This is a genomic window from Pseudomonas sp. FSL R10-1339 (assembly GCF_009600545.1).
In the GTDB taxonomy this organism is placed as follows: domain Bacteria; phylum Pseudomonadota; class Gammaproteobacteria; order Pseudomonadales; family Pseudomonadaceae; genus Aquipseudomonas; species Aquipseudomonas bubulae.
Genome location: NZ_WIVQ01000055.1, coordinates 1 through 16,783 on the forward strand (window position 1 = coordinate 1; position 16,783 = coordinate 16,783).

Consider the following 16,783-nt stretch of genomic DNA (forward strand, 5'->3'; position numbering starts at 1 on the left):
GGAGCGAGCCTGCTCGCGAACGACCTTCGCGAGCAGGCTCGCTCCCACAGTTGCAGTGTTCCTTCGGCAGCTGCTACGGTTTTGCGTAAATTGCAGTAAATCAACGCCAGCCTTAGGGCTGGCGTTGTGCTTTCTGCGCGCTGAGAGGCCTGCCACGGGTTTGTAGGCTGTTTGCTGTCGCGGAGTAAGGGAATGAGGTTTGAAGCGTCTGAGGGCGTTCAGGCTAACTGCGAGGATCAGCAGGCGGGCTGCTGATCCTGATCACAGATCCTGTGGGCCGGGTTGTGGATAACCGGGCCGAGGGGGTCAAGCAGTTGGAGCTTTGTCTTCTGGCGCGCCGGTATCTTCTGCGGCGTCTTCACTTTCGCTGTCGACTTCGTGGTCCAGCTCGGTATCAACAGTACCGCCTTCAGCAGCCGCTTTCTTGCGGGCAGCCTTTTCCTCTTTCTTCTGCTCTTTAGCCAAGTCTCTTTGACGCTTAGCGAAGTTATAGTTTGGTTTGGCCATGGGCGATCCTCTTGGGGTCGAAGGTGAGGTTGAGCGGCGCGTATTCTGCCCTGTATTAGTGCTTAGCCGTTAGCTGGGTTTTTGCAAGGTTGCACATTGCGCTAAAAATACGACTCTACACCCACGCAAAAGCCGGTTGTGGATTAAATCTAGTTACTTATTCCCCCAAAATTCAAAATGATGGCCTAAGGTTATAAGCCTGAAGTCCATTCTGGGATGGATTGTGTCGATTGTGGCGATAGACCATGACGCAGATCATATGAATCGATACAATTTTCAGGCAATCTGTATACAGATTTTTGCTTCCCCATACCCTGCCTTGGAGATACACCATGTTTGCCAAAGTTGTTGCGGTATCCCTTTTGACTCTGGCCAGCGGCCATTTGCTGGCGGCTGAGTGCGCTGTAACTGTCGATTCGACTGACCAAATGTCTTACAACACCAAAGAGATCGTCATCGACAAATCCTGCAAGACCTTCACCGTTAACCTGACGCACTCCGGCAATCTGCCGAAAAACGTCATGGGTCATAACTGGGTCTTGAGCAAAAAGGCAGACATGCAGGCAGTTTCTACCGACGGCATTGCCGCTGGCCTGGACAAAAACTATCTCAAGGACGGTGATGAGCGCATCATCGCCCACACCAAAGTGATTGGCGCCGGTGAGAAAGATTCCGTGACCTTCGATGTGGCCAAGCTGAAAGCGGGCGAAGAATATGAATTCTTCTGCACCTTCCCGGGCCACAACTCGATGATGAAAGGCGCTGTGGTTCTTAAATAACACCACCCAAGCCCTTAACAGCCCTGACGTGCCCTGCGCCGTCAGGGCTGTTTGCGTTCAGGCCCTGGAGTCGGTCATCTTGAAAATGCCCTGGGCGTTGCTGCTGTCGAAGTTCAGATCGATGCGGCCGGTATCAGGGTCGATCTTGCGTTGGATGAACTCCACAAATGACCCCGGCACTGCGTGCTCGCGGTACACCCCGGCAGCATCGACCAGGCCGCGGCTGACCGTGCTGGCGCGATAGGCGGTTTGCATCACCCGCCCCGAGGCGGACACTTCGATGCTGTCTTTCATGGGCCGTTGCAAGTCACGTTGTTGCGCCACACAGGCTTCGAGGTCCGGCACGCGATCGGTCAGATGGTTGAAGCTGTTGCCCTCGGTTGCGATCCAGGCCATCTCGGCGCTTTCAGCGAGGAGGCAGTTGTAGTCCGTTTCCTGTACCACGCCATGCTGCCGGCCGAATGCTTGATACAGCCCTGGCAACAGGGCCTGCGCCTGGCTCAGGCTGCAGTGGCGGGTGAGGCTCAGGGTCTTGAGGATGCTGTGGTGGTGGGCCTGCAGCGGGTCAAGGCTGGAACCGACCACGCGGCTGACGGCCTGTTGAAAAGCCTCGCTGAAGCGGCCGGGGTGCAGTTCCGAGACAAAGAACTGGGCGATGTCTTCGGGCAGATCCATTTGTCGGTATCCCCAGCCGGTCATGTTCAGCTTGGTCAGCGGGTAGGTTCGCACATCGGTAAAGCCCAGTGGCTCCAGCAAACGGGCAAATGCCTGGCGGCCGCGGGGCAGTTCGCCGTTGGCAGGCCAGTCCACCGTACGGAGGGCGCCATGGTCGAACACTACCTTGCGGCCATGCTGTGCCTGTTCCTGTACATAGCGTCGGCCTTCAGGCACGGCTTCCACCAGTTTGTGCAGCAGGCACAGGTTCAGTGCTTCGGCGAGCCACACCCGGTGCAGTGCCTGTTCATGCCAGTTGAAGCGCAGCAGCCCTTCAGGCACTTCGACATGCTCACGCAACCAGGCGGTGGCCGGTTGGCCGAGCACGGAATCGACAAGGGAGAACAAACCATCGAAAGCAGGCATGGGGCAGGGCTCTGGCGACGAAATAGACGTCTATCAAAGCCTTTGGCCGTTGCGGCCACAAGCGAAAAAAATTGCGGGGTTCATTCCGTTTTTTCCGGGTAGGAAAAAGCCCCTCACCCTAGCCCTCTCCCGGAGGGAGAGGGGACGGATTGATGGTGTTCTTGAAACCGCGTGCGGTCTGCTCCCTCTCCCTCCGGGAGAGGTACGCACGGGCTCAAGGTGCGAACGGCATCTCACGCTTGTGGTGGGTCTTTTCGTACGTCTTGCAGATGATATTGAACGCTTCTTCGCTCACCGGCTCGCCATGCAAGAAGGCATCGATCTCGGCATAGGTCACGCCGTGGGACGCTTCGTCCGGTTTGCCGGGCTCCAGGTCTTCGAGGTCGGCAGTCGGGACTTTCTCCACCAGCGATTCCGGCGCACCAAAATGCCGGGCAATGGCCCGCACCTGATTTTTCACCAGCCCGCTGAGCGGTGCCAGGTCGCAGGAACCATCACCGAACTTGGTGAAGAAGCCCATCACCGCTTCCGCCGCATGGTCGGTGCCGATCACCAGCCCGCCAGTCGCCCCGGCAATAGTGTATTGCGCCACCATGCGCATACGCGCCTTGGTGTTACCCAGTACAAAGTCCACGGTGGCGGCAGGCTTGCCTTCAAACGCGGTCACTTCAGCCGCCAGGGCCTTGACCGCAGGGCCGATGTTCACGGTCTGGCGCTCGTCCGGGTTGATAAAGTCGACCGCCGCCGTGGCGTCCGCTTCGTCATGCTGCACACCGTAAGGCAGGCGCACGGCAATAAAGCGATAAGCCTGGTCACCGGTCTGTTCGCGCAATTGCTGCACCGCACGTTGGGCCATCAGGCCTGCGGTCAGGGAGTCGACCCCGCCGCTGATGCCCAGTACCAGGGTCTTGAGCCTGGCGTTGTGCAGGCAGCACTGAATGAAAGTGATACGCCGGGCAATCTCGGCCTCAAGGGCTGCGGTGTCTTTGAACGGCGGCTGGACCTTGAGGTCTGCAGCAATCTGACGCTGTACGGCCTGCATGATTCACTCCTTGGGAGAATGTTCAGGAACTTGGAAAACGTGGCGTAAATAGGCGGCGAAATTGGGGTCGGAGCAATGGGTTTTGCCCGGTTCATCGGAAATCTTGGCCACCGGCGAGCCATTGCAGGCGTTCATTTTAAGCACGATGCTCATTGGCTCAACCCCCGGAATGTCGCAGGTCAGGTTAGTCCCGATACCGAAGCTGACGTTGATCCGGCCGCGCAGTGACCGGAAAATCTCCAGCGCCCGGGGCAGGGTCAGGCTGTCGGAGAACACCAGAGTCTTGCTCATGGGGTCGATGCCCAGCTTGTGGTAATGAGCTATGCATTTTTCGGCCCACACCACAGGGTCGCCTGAGTCGTGGCGCAGGCCGTCGAACAGCTTGGCAAAGTACAGATCGAAATCTTTCAGGAAGGCATCGGTAGTAATGCAGTCCGTCAGCGCGATGCCCAGCAAGCCGCGGTACTCGCGCACCCAGCAGTCGAGCGCGGCACTCTGGCTGTCGATCAGCCGTGGGCCCAGTTGCTGGTGGGCCATGATCCATTCGTGGGCCATGGTCCCCAGCGGCTTCATGTCCAGCTCGCGGGACAGGTTGACGTTGCTGGTGCCGACAAAACGCCCGGGGAAGTCGTGCTTGAGCACACTGACGACTTCTTCTTGCACGCGGTACGAAAACCGTCGACGAGTGCCGAAATCGGCGACTTGCAGTTCAGACAACTCTTCAGCGCTGGCATTGGCCTGCAGCCAGTCAAACTTGCGATACAGCTGCTCCCGGGCCTGTGACAGCACGGTATCGGCATAGCGCGAACGGTTGCGTACTTCGCTGACAATCGCCAGTAACGGCACTTCAAACAGGATCACATGCAGCCACGGCCCGCGCAGGCGGATAACCAGTTCGCCGTTTTCGATGCCGGTGTGTACATAGCGCATATTGAAGCGAAACAGCCCCAAAAAGCGGATGAAGTCGGGCTTCATAAAGGTGATGCGTTCCAGAAACCCCAACTGGTCCTGAGTCATGCTCAGTTCGCACAGGCGTTCGATCTGGTGACGAGTTTCGTTGAGGTATGGGCGCAGATCCTCACTGTTGCGGCAGCGGAATTCCCATTCGACTTCGACGTTGGGGTAGTTGTGCAGCACCGCCTGCATCATGGTCAATTTGTAGAAGTCGGTGTCGAGCAGGTTCTGCACGATGCGATCGGCAAATACACTCTCGCTCATAGCGGCAATCTCCATGCTGCCCGTGCCTGATAGCCACGGCGTTCAGCTTTTTCAATGAATGGCGCTAGTGGCGCATATCTGCAGGCGGTTTTGCCAGCGGTTTTTGTGGTCGTAGCCTGTTTCTGCCCGCTCCTACAGGTGTTATCGCGCATCCAGCTGCTCCATGAACCAGCTCACGAATGCCTTTACCTTGGGTACGCCTGCCGTATGTTCAGGATAGGCCAGGTAGTAGGCATCGCGGCTCGGCATCAAGTGCTGCCAGGCGATGACCAGTTTGCCGTCGGCCAATTCCTCTTCCACCAGGAACCTCGGCAGCAGTGCCACGCCACAGCCAACCTGGGCTGCGCGGATGCACATGTAGAAGGTGTCGAAGCGCGGCCCATGGTAGCTGTGATCGGTATGAAACCCCTGATGCTCAAACCACTCGTGCCAGGCCTGTGGCCGCGAAGCGTTCTGCAGCAACACCAGACCTGTGAGTTGGGTCGGGTCGGTCAGTGCCGTGCCCGGCAAGCTTGCTGGCGAACATACGGCGACCAGTTCTTCACTGAACAGCTTCAGGCTCTCGGTGCCGGGCCGTGAGCCCTGGCCGAAGTAAAACGCCAGATCGCTGCGCCCTTGCAGCAAATCGTCGCCTTGCTGCTCATTGCACAGATCCAGATGAATATGCGGATGGCGTATGCCCCAACCCTTGAGGCGCGGCACCAGCCAGCGGGCGCCAAAAGTGGAAGGGGTGGAGACCCGTAGCACTTCTGTTTCGCCGCCATAGGAACGCAGGGTATGGGTCGACATCTCGACCTGGGTCAGGATTTTTCGGACTTCTACCAGATACAAATCCCCTGCTGGAGTCAGCTGCAAGCGGCGGCGCACCCGGCGAAACAGCAAGTGCTGCAACAGCTCTTCGAGCTGCGCGACCTGTTTGCTGACTGCGCTCTGGGTGAGATTCAGCTCTTCGGCCGCACGGGTGAAACTCAGATGACGGGTCACCGCTTCAAAACACTGCAACGCCGTGATCGAAGGTAGATGGCGCTTGTTGAGCATAGAAGGCCTCTGATTGTTGTTGTCAGGCAACGTTACCAGTGCAGCATGAATTTTCGGAATGATATCTCGCTTAAAGGTCGTTTGTTGCCGCCATGCCAGCCAGCTACAACTAAAGGCCTGTGAATCATTTTTTAAAGCTCAAGGAGTGCCTTCAATGGTTGCTGCATTACTGGATCGTCTTGGTGTGAACCCCGCGCTGTACCAGCAGGGCAATCAGCCGGTGTATACGCCGATTGACGGTAGCCAGATCGGTGCGGTGCACTGGGAAGGGGCTGCCGAGGCCGAGCAGCACGTGACCCGCGCCGAACACGCCTTCGAGGCATGGCGCAAGGTGCCTGCCCCGCGTCGTGGGGAACTGGTGCGCCAGTTCGGCGATTTGCTGCGTGAGTACAAGGCCGATCTGGGCGAGCTGGTGTCATGGGAAGCGGGCAAGATCACCCAGGAAGGGTTGGGCGAAGTGCAGGAAATGATCGACATCTGCGACTTTGCAGTTGGCCTGTCGCGTCAGCTCTACGGCTTGACCATCGCCTCGGAGCGACCAGGCCACCATATGCGTGAAACCTGGCACCCGCTGGGTGTGGTGGGTGTGATCAGCGCATTCAACTTTCCGGTGGCCGTGTGGGCGTGGAATACCGCGTTGGCGCTGGTATGCGGCAACGCGGTGATCTGGAAACCATCGGAAAAAACCCCGCTGACGGCGCTGGCCTGTCAGGCCTTGTTTGATCGTGTGTTGAGCTCGTTTGAGGGCGCGCCCAAGTACTTGGCCCAGGTGGTGATTGGTGGTCGTGAAGCGGGCGAAGCCCTGGTTGACGATCCGCGAGTCGCGCTGATCAGTGCCACCGGCAGCACGCGCATGGGCCGCGAAGTGGCACCTAAAATCGCCGCACGCTTTGCCCGCAGTATTCTGGAGCTGGGCGGCAACAATGCGATGATTTTGGCGCCGAGTGCCGACCTGGACATGGCCGTGCGCGCCATTCTGTTCAGTGCTGTCGGTACTGCCGGGCAGCGCTGCACCAGCCTGCGCCGGCTGATTGCCCATGACTCGGTCAAGGAAGAAATTGTCACCCGGCTCAAGGCGGCCTATTCCAAAGTGCGTATCGGTCATCCGCTGGAAGGCAATCTGGTGGGGCCGCTGATCGACAAAAGCAGCTTTGAAAACATGCGTGATGCGCTGGAGCAGGCCCTTAGCGAAGGCGGACGGGTATTTGGTGGCGAGCGGCAATTGGCAGGCCAGTACCCGGGCGCTTACTACGTGGCCCCGGCGATTGTGGAAATGCCCGAGCAAAGCGACGTGGTGTGCAGCGAGACCTTCGCGCCGATTTTGTATGTGGTCGGTTACAGCGACTTTGCCGAGGCCTTGCGCCTGAACAACGCGGTGCCTCAGGGGCTGTCGTCATGCATCTTCACCACCGATGTGCGCGAGGCCGAGCAATTCATGTCGGCCACTGGCAGTGATTGCGGGATTGCCAACGTCAATATCGGGCCCAGCGGTGCGGAGATCGGGGGTGCCTTTGGTGGTGAGAAAGAAACCGGGGGCGGTCGCGAGTCGGGGTCAGATGCATGGCGTGGATATATGCGCCGGCAGACCAATACCGTCAACTACTCGCTGGAGCTGCCGTTGGCGCAAGGGATTACGTTCGATTGAGGTGATGCAAGCCCTCACCCCCAACCCTCTCCCGGAGGGAGAGGGAGCTGATCTGCTTTTGCCTTTAGTCCCCTCTCCCTCCGGGAGAGGGCCAGGGTGAGGGGCTTTTGATTTTGGTTGGGTTTCATTTCTGGAGCTTGGCAATGCCTTTACAAGAACAATGTCTGTGGGAAACCCTTACCCCCCAACGCCCCCAAGCGCAAACCTTCAAGGGCGAGTTGAGCGTTGATGTGTGTGTGATCGGTGCCGGCATCACCGGTTTGTCCGCCGCCATCCATTTGCTCGAGCAGGGCAAAAGTGTCTGTGTGCTCGAAGCCTATCGAACCGGTCATGGCGGCTCAGGCCGCAACGTAGGATTGGTTAATGCCGGGATGTGGATACCGCCCGACGATATCGAAGCCGGTTTCGGCGAGGCTGTCGGCAGCCAGCTCAACCGCATGCTCGGTGACGCCCCGGGACTGGTGTTCAGCCTGATCGACAAATACCGCATCGACTGCCAGTTGCGCCGTGAAGGCACCCTGCACATGGCCCATAATGCCCGTGGCGAAGCCGATTTGCGCAGCCGTGAAGAACAATGGAAGCGCCGTGGCGCCCCGGTTGAACTGCTCACCGGCGCCGCCTGCGAAGCCGCTACCGGCACCACAAAAATCGCCGCCGCCTTGCTCGACCGTCGCGCCGGCACCCTCAACCCTATGGCCTACACCTCGGGCCTGGCCAAGGCAGCCTGTGATCTGGGCGGGCAGCTGTTCGATCATTCCCCGGTCACCGGACTTGAACGCCAAGGCCCACGCTGGTCAGTGCAAACGGCCCACGGTGCGGTAAGTGCAGAGCAGGTGGTGCTGGCGTCCAATGCCTACACTGAAGGCGAATGGACTGATTTACGACGTAACTTTTTCCCTGGTTATTACTACCAGGTCGCCTCCAAACCTCTGACCGACGCCAGCGCAGCGCGAATCTTGCCAGGCGGCCAAGGGTCGTGGGACACCCGCCAGGTATTGAGCAGTATCCGTCGCGATGCCGACGGCCGTTTACTGCTCGGCAGCCTGGGCAACGGCAATCAGAAGCCTGCGTGGTTTCTCAAGGCCTGGGCCGACCGCGTGCAGCAGCATTATTTCCCGTACCTCAAGGGCGTGGAATGGGAATGCACCTGGACGGGCTGCATCGCATTTACGCCCGATCATCTGATGCGCTTATTTGAACCGGCGCCCGGTTTGGTGGCAGTCACCGGCTATAACGGTCGCGGTGTAACCACAGGCAGCGTGGTCGGCAAGGCCTTTGCCGACTATTTGTGCAGTGGCGATGCCAAGGCCTTGCCAATCCCCTTTGCACCGATGCGGCCGCTGTCTGGCACGGGGTTGCGCAGTTGTTTATACGAAGCCGGTTTTTCGCTGTATCACGCCGGCCAATGTTTAAGAATTGTGATCTGACGCGGTTTTTTTCTGGGCGCCCCGACGTTTTGCCTGGCAGCGGCTAGCCTTAAGTGGTGCGGCCTGTAGCAGTCCTGCACCGAGAGTGTGCAGTTCGGTGACGCAAGTGGTTACAGGACGTTTGCGCAACCCGGGGCAACCTGGTTGCAATACCGGCTGCGGCAGGTGGCGCCTGTAGAAACATAGCGGTTTTACCTTCCTCGGTTTAGACGGTTGCACGCCCAATGAAAATGGGCTCGAAACAGTCGATATAACAACAATAGAACGACTTTTTTAAGAATAAAAAGCCAATGGCACGCGGCTTGCTCAGCGCTTTAGGTGAAGTCGAAGTGCCATCTAATAAAACCTCAGGAGCACCACCTCATGTCGCAGACGTTCTACAAGAAAGGTTTTCTGGCCCTCGCCGTAGCAGCTGCATTGGGCGTTTCTTCGTTTGTTCAGGCTGATCTGAAAATTGGTGTTGCGGGCCCGATGACTGGCGCCAACGCAGCTTTTGGCGAGCAGTACATGAAGGGTGCCAAGGCAGCGGCAGACAAGATCAACGCCGCCGGTGGGGTCAACGGCGAGAAGATCGTTCTGGTGGCCGGGGACGATGCCTGCGAGCCGAAACAGGCCGTAGCCGTCGCCAACCGTTTGGTCGACCAGGACAAAGTAGCCGGTGTAGTAGGGCACTTCTGTTCTTCATCGACCATTCCGGCGTCTGAGGTGTACGCCGATGCCGGTGTGATTGCGATCACTCCTGGCTCCACCAACCCGGCGGTGACCGAGCGTGGCCTGAGCGCGATGTTCCGCATGTGTGGTCGTGATGACCAGCAGGGCATTGTGGCGGCGGATTACATAGTTGATGTGCTCAAAGGCAAGAAAGTGGCCGTTCTGCACGACAAGGACACCTATGGCCAGGGTCTGGCGGACGCTACCAAGGCGCAACTGATCAAGCGCGGCGTGACCCCTGTGCTGTACGAAGGCCTGACCCGAGGCGAAAAAGACTTCAGTGCCGTGGTGACCAAAATCCGCTCCAACGGGGCCGACGTCGTGTATTTCGGTGGCCTGCACCCGGAAGCCGGCCCGCTGGTACGCCAACTGCGTGAGCAAGGCCTCAAGGATGTGAAGTTCATGTCCGATGATGGTGTGGTCACCGACGAACTGGTTACCACCGCAGGCGGCCCGCAGTACGTTGACGGCGTTTATATGACCTTCGGTGCCGACCCGCGCCTGTTGCCAGACAGCAAGGTGGTGGTTGAAGAGTTCCGTAAGGCTGGCACCGAACCAGAGGGCTACACCCTGTACGCCTATGCTTCGGTCCAGGCCCTGGCTGACGCCTTTGCCGGCGCCAAATCCAACAAGGGTGAAGATGCTGCCAAGTGGCTCAAGGCCAACCCGGTTAAAACCGTGATGGGTGAGAAAGCCTGGGACAGCAAAGGTGACCTTAAAGTCTCCGACTACGTTATGTACCAGTGGGACAAAGACGGTAAATATCACCAACTGGAAAAACAGAAGTGAGATGAGTCACCTACCTGATGCCAGCTTCGGCGGGCATCAGGTAGGGATGGATCTGCACCACCTGTCTTCTTTTCCAGGAGTCGCGCACACCCTGCCAGCCAAGCTGTCCTGTGACGGCGTGGATGGCTTGCGTCTGCGCAAAGGCTCCAGTGCGTGAGATTGCGTTATGGATGGTATTTTCCTACAGCAACTGCTGAACGGCCTGACCCTCGGGTCTGTCTACGGCCTGATCGCCATCGGCTACACAATGGTCTACGGCATCATCGGCATGATCAACTTCGCCCACGGCGAGGTGTACATGATCTCTGCTTACCTCGCGGCGATCAGTCTGGCTCTGTTGGCATACTTCGGTATCGAATCCTTCCCGTTGTTGATGTTGGGCACCCTTATTTTCACGGTGGTGGTCACGGGCGTGTATGGCTGGGTGATCGAGCGCGTGGCCTACAAGCCGCTGCGCAATTCCACACGGTTGGCGCCGCTGATTAGCGCCATTGGTATCTCCCTTATCCTGCAGAACTATGTGCAAATCGCCCAAGGCTCACGTCAGCAGGGCGTGCCGACGTTACTTAGCGGGGCGTGGCGGGTCGATATCGGCTCAGGCTTCGTACAGCTGACCTACACCAAAGTCTTTATTCTGCTCGCCGCCTTTGTGGGCATGGGCCTGCTTACTTACATCATCAAGTACACCAAGCTGGGCCGCATGTGCCGCGCCACCCAGCAGGATCGCAAGATGGCGTCGATCCTGGGGATCAATACCGACCGGGTGATTTCCTACGTGTTCGTGATCGGTGCCGCCATGGCCGCGCTGGCTGGTGTGCTGATTACCATGAACTACGGCACGTTCGACTTCTATGCCGGTTTCATCATCGGGATCAAGGCCTTCACCGCAGCGGTGCTCGGCGGCATCGGTTCACTGCCGGGGGCCATGCTCGGCGGGATCATCCTGGGTATTTCCGAGTCGCTTTTTGCCGGGTTGATTAACTCGGATTACAAGGATGTATTCAGTTTCTCACTGCTGGTGCTGATTCTGATTTTCCGTCCTCAAGGCCTGCTGGGTCGTCCTCTCGTGGCGAAGGTGTAAGTATGTCTGTAGCCATTAATAAACCGATTGATATCAAAAAAAGCGTAGTCGACTCGATCCTGGCCGGGTTGATTTCATTGATTGTGTTCGGGCCCATCGTAGGGGTGGTGCTCGACGGTTACAGCTTCAACCTGCAACCGGCCCGGGTAGGCTGGCTGGTGGCTATCGTTATGGTCGGGCGCTTTGCCCTGAGCCTGTTTTTACAGACTGCCAAAGGGCTGAAAATCCTGCAGGGCTTTGAGTCCACAGGCTCGGGCGTGCATGTGCTGGCACCGGACTACAAGTCGCGGCTGCGCTGGATCGTGCCGTTGCTGATCGTGATTGCCATCGTGTTTCCGTTTTTCGCCAATAAATACATTCTGACCGTGGTCATCCTTGGGCTGATTTACGTGCTGCTGGGCCTGGGGCTGAATATCGTGGTCGGCCTGGCGGGGTTGCTCGACCTGGGGTATGTGGCGTTCTATGCCATCGGCGCTTATGGCCTGGCGCTGGGCTATCAATACCTGGGACTGGGTTTCTGGACGGTGCTGCCGCTGGCGGCCATTGCGGCGGCGATGGCGGGATGCATTCTGGGGTTTCCGGTGTTGCGCATGCACGGTGACTATCTGGCCATCGTGACCCTGGGCTTTGGTGAAATCATCCGTCTGATCCTCAACAACTGGCTGTCGTTTACCGGCGGGCCAAATGGCATGCCGGTGCCATCGCCGACCTTTTTCGGCCTGGAGTTCGGCCGGCGCGCGAAAGATGGCGGGGTGCCATTTCATGAGTTCTTCGGCCTGGAATACAACCCCAATATCAAGTTCCTGTTTATCTATATCGTGCTGTTTCTAGTGGTGCTGCTGGTGTTGTACATCAAGCACCGCCTGACCCGCATGCCGATCGGTCGCGCCTGGGAAGCGCTGCGCGAAGACGAAATTGCCTGCCGTTCCATGGGCCTCAACCATGTGCTGGTCAAGCTGTCGGCGTTCACCATTGGTGCCTCCACGGCTGGCCTGGCCGGGGTGTTCTTTGCCAGCTACCAGGGTTTTGTTAACCCTTCCTCGTTCACCTTCTTCGAGTCGGCGCTGATCCTCGCCATTGTGGTGCTCGGCGGCATGGGCTCGACAGTGGGCGTGGTGATCGCCGCATTCGTGCTGACGGTGGCTCCTGAACTGTTGCGCAGCTTTGCCGAGTACCGGGTGCTGCTGTTTGGTGTGTTGATGGTGTTGATGATGATCTGGCGACCACGAGGCCTGATCCGCATCAGCCGTGTCGGAGTTGCGCCACGCAAGGGGGTTGCGCCATGAGCGAATTGTCAAAAGACGACGTGGTGCTCTCGGTCGACAAACTGATGATGCACTTTGGCGGGATCAAGGCCCTGAGCGATGTCAGCCTCAAGGTCAAACGCAACTCGATCTTTGCCCTGATCGGCCCCAACGGTGCCGGTAAAACTACAGTGTTCAACTGCTTGACCGGCTTTTACAAAGCCAGCGGCGGCAGGATCGAACTCAATGCCCGCGGTACTCGTACCAACGTGATCAAGCTACTGGGGGAGCCGTTCAGGCTGAGCGACTTTGTATCGCCCAAGGCGTTTGCCAGCCGGCTGTATTACAAAATGTTCGGCGGAACACATCTGGTCAACCGCTCGGGGCTGGCGCGCACGTTCCAGAATATCCGCCTGTTCAAGGAAATGTCGGTATTGGAAAACCTGCTGGTGGCCCAGCATATGTGGGTCAACCGCAACATGCTCGCCGGCATCCTCAATACCAAGGGCTATCGCAAGGCTGAAAGCGATGCGCTGGATCATGCCTTCTACTGGCTGGAGGTGGTTGACCTGGTGGACTGTGCCAATCGCCTGGCCGGTGAATTGTCCTATGGCCAGCAGCGACGCCTGGAGATTGCCCGGGCCATGTGTACGCGGCCGCAAATCATCTGCCTGGACGAACCGGCGGCAGGCCTCAACCCGCAGGAAACCGAAGCGTTGAGCGGGATGATCCGCCTGCTGCGCGACGAACACGACCTGACGGTGGTGTTGATCGAGCACGACATGGGCATGGTCATGAGCATTTCCGATCACATCGTGGTGCTCGACCACGGCAACGTGATTGCCGAAGGCGGGCCTGAGGCCATCCGCAACGACCCCAAAGTGATTGCGGCCTACCTTGGCGCAGACGAAGAGGAGCTGATATGACGGGCACGATCCTCGAGCTCAAGGAACTGGACGTTCACTACGGGCCGATCCAGGCCCTGAAAAAAGTCTCGATGCATATTGAGGAGGGCGAAACGGTAAGCCTGATCGGCTCCAACGGCGCGGGTAAATCCACGTTGCTGATGTCGATTTTTGGCCAGCCCCGGGCCAGCGGCGGGCAAATTATCTACCAGGGGGTGGACATTACCCACAAGTCCTCGCACTACATCGCCTCCAACGGTATCGCCCAGTCGCCGGAAGGCCGTCGCGTGTTTCCGGACATGTCGGTGGAAGAAAACCTGCTGATGGGCACCATCCCCATTGGCGACAAATATGCCGACGAAGACATGCAGCGCATGTTCGAGTTGTTCCCCCGGCTCCTGGAGCGGCGCAATCAGCGGGCCATGACCATGTCGGGTGGCGAACAGCAAATGCTCGCCATTGCCCGAGCGCTGATGAGCCGGCCCAAGCTGCTGTTGCTGGATGAGCCCAGCCTGGGGTTGGCACCGATTGTGGTGAAGCAGATTTTTGCCACGCTGCGGGAGCTGGCAGGCACTGGCATGACCATCTTTCTGGTGGAGCAGAACGCCAACCATGCCCTGCGGTTGTCGGACCGGGCCTATGTGATGGTCAACGGTGAAATCCGTCTGACCGGCACCGGCAAGGAACTGCTGAGTAACGAGGAGGTGCGTAACGCTTATTTGGGCGGGCATTAACAGGCATTTCACATCTCTCTGTGTGGGAGCGAGCCTGCTCGCGATGGCATCACTGCGGTTTGTTTGAATCACCGCGTCGATCCCATCGCGAGCAGGCTCGCTCCCACATGTCTTTTTGTCAGACAATTCCACCCCGCCCGCCCTCGCCGCAAATTGTGGAAAACAATATTACAACGCTGTGAAAGCGCGACATAAAGCCGCTGCAATTACCTGTTTTGTCATCATTTTGACTTGTCCCCGTTTGCTGTGGAGGTGGCTGTGGGTAACGTGGGAGTAGTTGGCTGTAGCCCTTTATTTACAAGGTGTCCAGCTGGGTGGTTATTTTTCGACCAGCGGCTTTTGCGCAGCCGTTGCGCCGATTTGTCAACAGGTTTGTACGGGTGTAAAGAGCGTCTGGAAATAATGACTAACCTGTGGATAAGTCTGTGGTTAAACTCTGGAAAGAATGCTCCAGGCAGCGTAATTACTGGCCTCTGGCTATCTGGCGGATTTTCCACGGTTGCACCTTTTTGGGGCGTCTGCATGCGGGGTGTGCCCGGGTCAAGTAAAAAAGTCTTACCGATGCTCTCTATCCCTTGTGGATCGGGGCTTTGCGCTTTTTGGAGTTGCCCCCAAAGACTGTGGACGGGCCTGTGGATAAGGTGAGCGCATATGGCTCCAGCCCTTGTTCGTCGTGGCTTGTCGCGTGCTGGTTGTTTTTTGTACAGACTTGTTTTGAAAACACCGCAGGTTGCCGCTGAACGCTAGCCGGGGCATTCTGCTAAACGTCCAATTCAACGGCGGCCGATGCCCGCCAGCCAAGGAGAACATGATGACTTCCACCCTGTTTATTACGGGCGCGACTTCCGGATTTGGTGAAGCATGTGCACGCAAGTTTGCACAGGCAGGCTGGAAACTGGTGTTGACGGGGCGACGCGAAGACCGTTTGAAAGCATTGTGCGAAGAGTTATCCAAGCAAACCGAAGTACACGGCCTGGTGGTGGATGTGCGCGACCGTGCCGCGATGGAAGCGGCGATTGCCGGTTTGCCACCTTCGTTCAGCACATTGCGTGGGCTTATCAACAACGCGGGCCTGGCCCTGGGCACCGACCCTGCGCCCAAATGCGATCTCGACGATTGGGAGACCATGGTCGACACCAATATCAAGGGCCTGCTCTACACCACCCGCCTGCTGTTGCCACGACTGATTGCCTACGGCCGTGGTGCCGGGATCGTTAACCTGGGTTCCATCGCGGGTAGTTATCCTTACCCCGGCAGCCATGTGTATGGCGGTACCAAGGCGTTTGTAAAACAGTTCTCCCTGAACCTGCGCTGCGATTTGCAGGGCACGGGCGTGCGGGTCAGCAACGTTGAGCCGGGCCTGTGCGAGAGCGAGTTCTCGATGGTGCGCTTTGGCGGCGACAAGGCTCGCTACGACGCGACCTATCAGGGCGCCGAACCGATTCAGCCAGAAGACATCGCCGAGACCATTTTCTGGGTGCTCAATACTCCGGCCCACGTCAACATCAACCGCCTTGAGCTGATGCCCGTCACGCAGTCCTGGAGCGGTTTTGCCATCGAGCGCCACGCCAAGGAGTAAACTCACCCCTGGCAGCCCACCTGCGACCTCCTGAGGGGGTCGCATTCAATCGGGCTGAAAAGGAGTTTGTGTGAGTAACCGTGGTGAGCAGAAACTGCTCAAGCAATCGACCGTTCTAATGTTCGCGGTGGCCATTGCCGGCATCGTGACGGGTTTTATTTCGGGTTCCGAATCCATCATGTTCGATGGGTTTTTCTCTCTGATCGCGACTTTTATCAAAGTGCTGATGCTGATTACGGCGCAACTGATCGCCAAGGAAAGCAACCAGCGTTTCCAGTTCGGTTTTTGGCACCTTGAGCCCATGGTGCTGCTGATTGAAGGCAGCTTCCTGTTGTTGATTGCGATCTACGCCTTTCTCAATGGCGTGTTCGGCATTATCAATGGCGGGCGCGATATCGAGCTGGGGCTGGTGATCGTCTATGCGGCGGTGTTCACCGTTGTTGAATTTGCCTACTACTTCTGGGTAAAGCGCAAAAATCGCAAGCTCAAGTCAACCCTGATCCAGTTCGATAATGTCAGCTGGCTGGTGGATGCCATGTTGTCGGTGGGGCTGTTGATAAGTTTTGTCACAGCGTTGCTCTTGAAGCAGCAGGGTTATGCACAGTGGGCCGCTTATGTTGACCCGGCGATCCTGATTTTGCTGGCGCTGAGCATGCTTGCGCCGGCGTTCAAGATCCTCAAGCCGGCCTTGCGTGATGTGCTCGGGATTGTCCCGGACGCGCTGGATGACAAGGTGCGGGATGTGCTCGAGGAAATGTCGGCGCGGCATGGTTTTGAAGGCTACAAAACCTATGTGCAGAAGCACGGGCGGGCACGGTTTATAGAGATTCATATCGTGTTGCCGGCAGGTTATCCACTGACCAGCGTGAAGACCCTTGATGCACTGCGCGAAGAGATCTCCGGGCTGCTGGGTGCCGCGGACAGTGCGCGCTGGCTGACCATCAGCTTTACCGGTGATCGTAAGTGGATTGCCTGAGCCAGCCTTGAGTGGTGGGAGCGGGCTT

The 16,783-nt window shown here is 58.0% G+C and carries 16 protein-coding genes; 11 read left to right on the forward strand and 5 right to left on the reverse strand.

All coding sequences use genetic code 11. The features are described from left to right. Positions 1 to 306 precede the first annotated feature (306 nt). Positions 307 to 507 (reverse strand): hypothetical protein, encoded by a 201-nt coding sequence (locus tag GHO03_RS15810; RefSeq protein ID WP_095000968.1) that lies wholly within the window; start codon positions 505 to 507, stop codon positions 307 to 309. 332 nt (positions 508 to 839) lie between these two features. Between GHO03_RS15810 and azu the strand changes: the two genes are divergently transcribed. After that, on the forward strand, positions 840 to 1,286 hold the full coding sequence (gene azu / locus GHO03_RS15815; RefSeq protein WP_095000969.1) for an azurin: 447 nt from the start codon (positions 840 to 842) through the stop codon (positions 1,284 to 1,286). A gap of 57 nt (positions 1,287 to 1,343) precedes the next feature. On the opposite strand, the gene GHO03_RS15820 is transcribed toward azu, so the two are convergent. From GHO03_RS15820 to GHO03_RS15835, 4 genes are all read right to left on the reverse strand, one after another. Next, positions 1,344 to 2,366: a DUF1338 domain-containing protein gene (locus GHO03_RS15820; RefSeq protein WP_133144737.1), complete on the reverse strand. Its 1,023-nt coding sequence runs from the start codon at positions 2,364 to 2,366 to the stop codon at positions 1,344 to 1,346. A gap of 214 nt (positions 2,367 to 2,580) precedes the next feature. Next, positions 2,581 to 3,408, reverse strand: coding sequence for an ammonia-dependent NAD(+) synthetase (gene nadE / locus GHO03_RS15825; protein ID WP_095000971.1), 828 nt, complete (start codon positions 3,406 to 3,408; stop codon positions 2,581 to 2,583). Between the two features lie 3 nt (positions 3,409 to 3,411). Next, positions 3,412 to 4,626, reverse strand: a complete 1,215-nt coding sequence (gene pncB, locus GHO03_RS15830; protein WP_153400176.1) for a nicotinate phosphoribosyltransferase — start codon at positions 4,624 to 4,626, stop codon at positions 3,412 to 3,414. Positions 4,627 to 4,767: 141 nt separating this feature from the next. Beyond that, on the reverse strand, positions 4,768 to 5,664 hold the full coding sequence (locus tag GHO03_RS15835; RefSeq protein ID WP_095017674.1) for a LysR family transcriptional regulator: 897 nt from the start codon (positions 5,662 to 5,664) through the stop codon (positions 4,768 to 4,770). Between the two features lie 154 nt (positions 5,665 to 5,818). Here GHO03_RS15835 and GHO03_RS15840 point away from each other — a divergent pair, with 154 nt between their 5' ends. From GHO03_RS15840 to GHO03_RS15885, 10 genes are all read left to right on the forward strand, one after another. Further along, positions 5,819 to 7,309, forward strand: coding sequence for an aldehyde dehydrogenase family protein (locus GHO03_RS15840; protein WP_095000974.1), 1,491 nt, complete (start codon positions 5,819 to 5,821; stop codon positions 7,307 to 7,309). A gap of 143 nt (positions 7,310 to 7,452) precedes the next feature. Beyond that, positions 7,453 to 8,736, forward strand: coding sequence for an FAD-binding oxidoreductase (locus tag GHO03_RS15845; protein WP_153400177.1), 1,284 nt, complete (start codon positions 7,453 to 7,455; stop codon positions 8,734 to 8,736). A gap of 363 nt (positions 8,737 to 9,099) precedes the next feature. Next, positions 9,100 to 10,236: a branched-chain amino acid ABC transporter substrate-binding protein gene (locus GHO03_RS15850; protein ID WP_095000976.1), complete on the forward strand. Its 1,137-nt coding sequence runs from the start codon at positions 9,100 to 9,102 to the stop codon at positions 10,234 to 10,236. A gap of 1 nt (position 10,237) precedes the next feature. Then, a complete protein-coding gene (locus GHO03_RS15855; protein WP_153327708.1) occupies positions 10,238 to 10,393 on the forward strand; it encodes a hypothetical protein in 156 nt (51 codons plus the stop codon). Between the two features lie 9 nt (positions 10,394 to 10,402). Further along, positions 10,403 to 11,317 (forward strand): branched-chain amino acid ABC transporter permease LivH, encoded by a 915-nt coding sequence (locus tag GHO03_RS15860; RefSeq protein ID WP_095000977.1) that lies wholly within the window; start codon positions 10,403 to 10,405, stop codon positions 11,315 to 11,317. A 2-nt stretch (positions 11,318 to 11,319) separates the two neighbouring features. Continuing rightward, entirely contained in the window at positions 11,320 to 12,603 is a 1,284-nt protein-coding gene (gene livM, locus GHO03_RS15865; RefSeq protein WP_095000978.1) for a high-affinity branched-chain amino acid ABC transporter permease LivM, read from the forward strand. Beyond that, a complete protein-coding gene (locus GHO03_RS15870) occupies positions 12,600 to 13,487 on the forward strand; it encodes an ABC transporter ATP-binding protein (RefSeq protein WP_095017673.1) in 888 nt (295 codons plus the stop codon). The genes livM and GHO03_RS15870 overlap by 4 nt, the downstream gene beginning before the upstream one ends. Beyond that, entirely contained in the window at positions 13,484 to 14,200 is a 717-nt protein-coding gene (locus tag GHO03_RS15875) for an ABC transporter ATP-binding protein (RefSeq protein WP_095000980.1), read from the forward strand. Before GHO03_RS15870 ends, GHO03_RS15875 begins: the two co-directional genes overlap by 4 nt. An 811-nt stretch (positions 14,201 to 15,011) precedes the next feature. Next, a complete protein-coding gene (locus GHO03_RS15880; protein ID WP_095017672.1) occupies positions 15,012 to 15,779 on the forward strand; it encodes an SDR family oxidoreductase in 768 nt (255 codons plus the stop codon). Between the two features lie 70 nt (positions 15,780 to 15,849). Beyond that, complete coding sequence (locus tag GHO03_RS15885) at positions 15,850 to 16,755, forward strand: cation diffusion facilitator family transporter (protein ID WP_095000982.1); 906 nt, start codon at positions 15,850 to 15,852, stop codon at positions 16,753 to 16,755. Positions 16,756 to 16,783 lie beyond the last annotated feature (28 nt).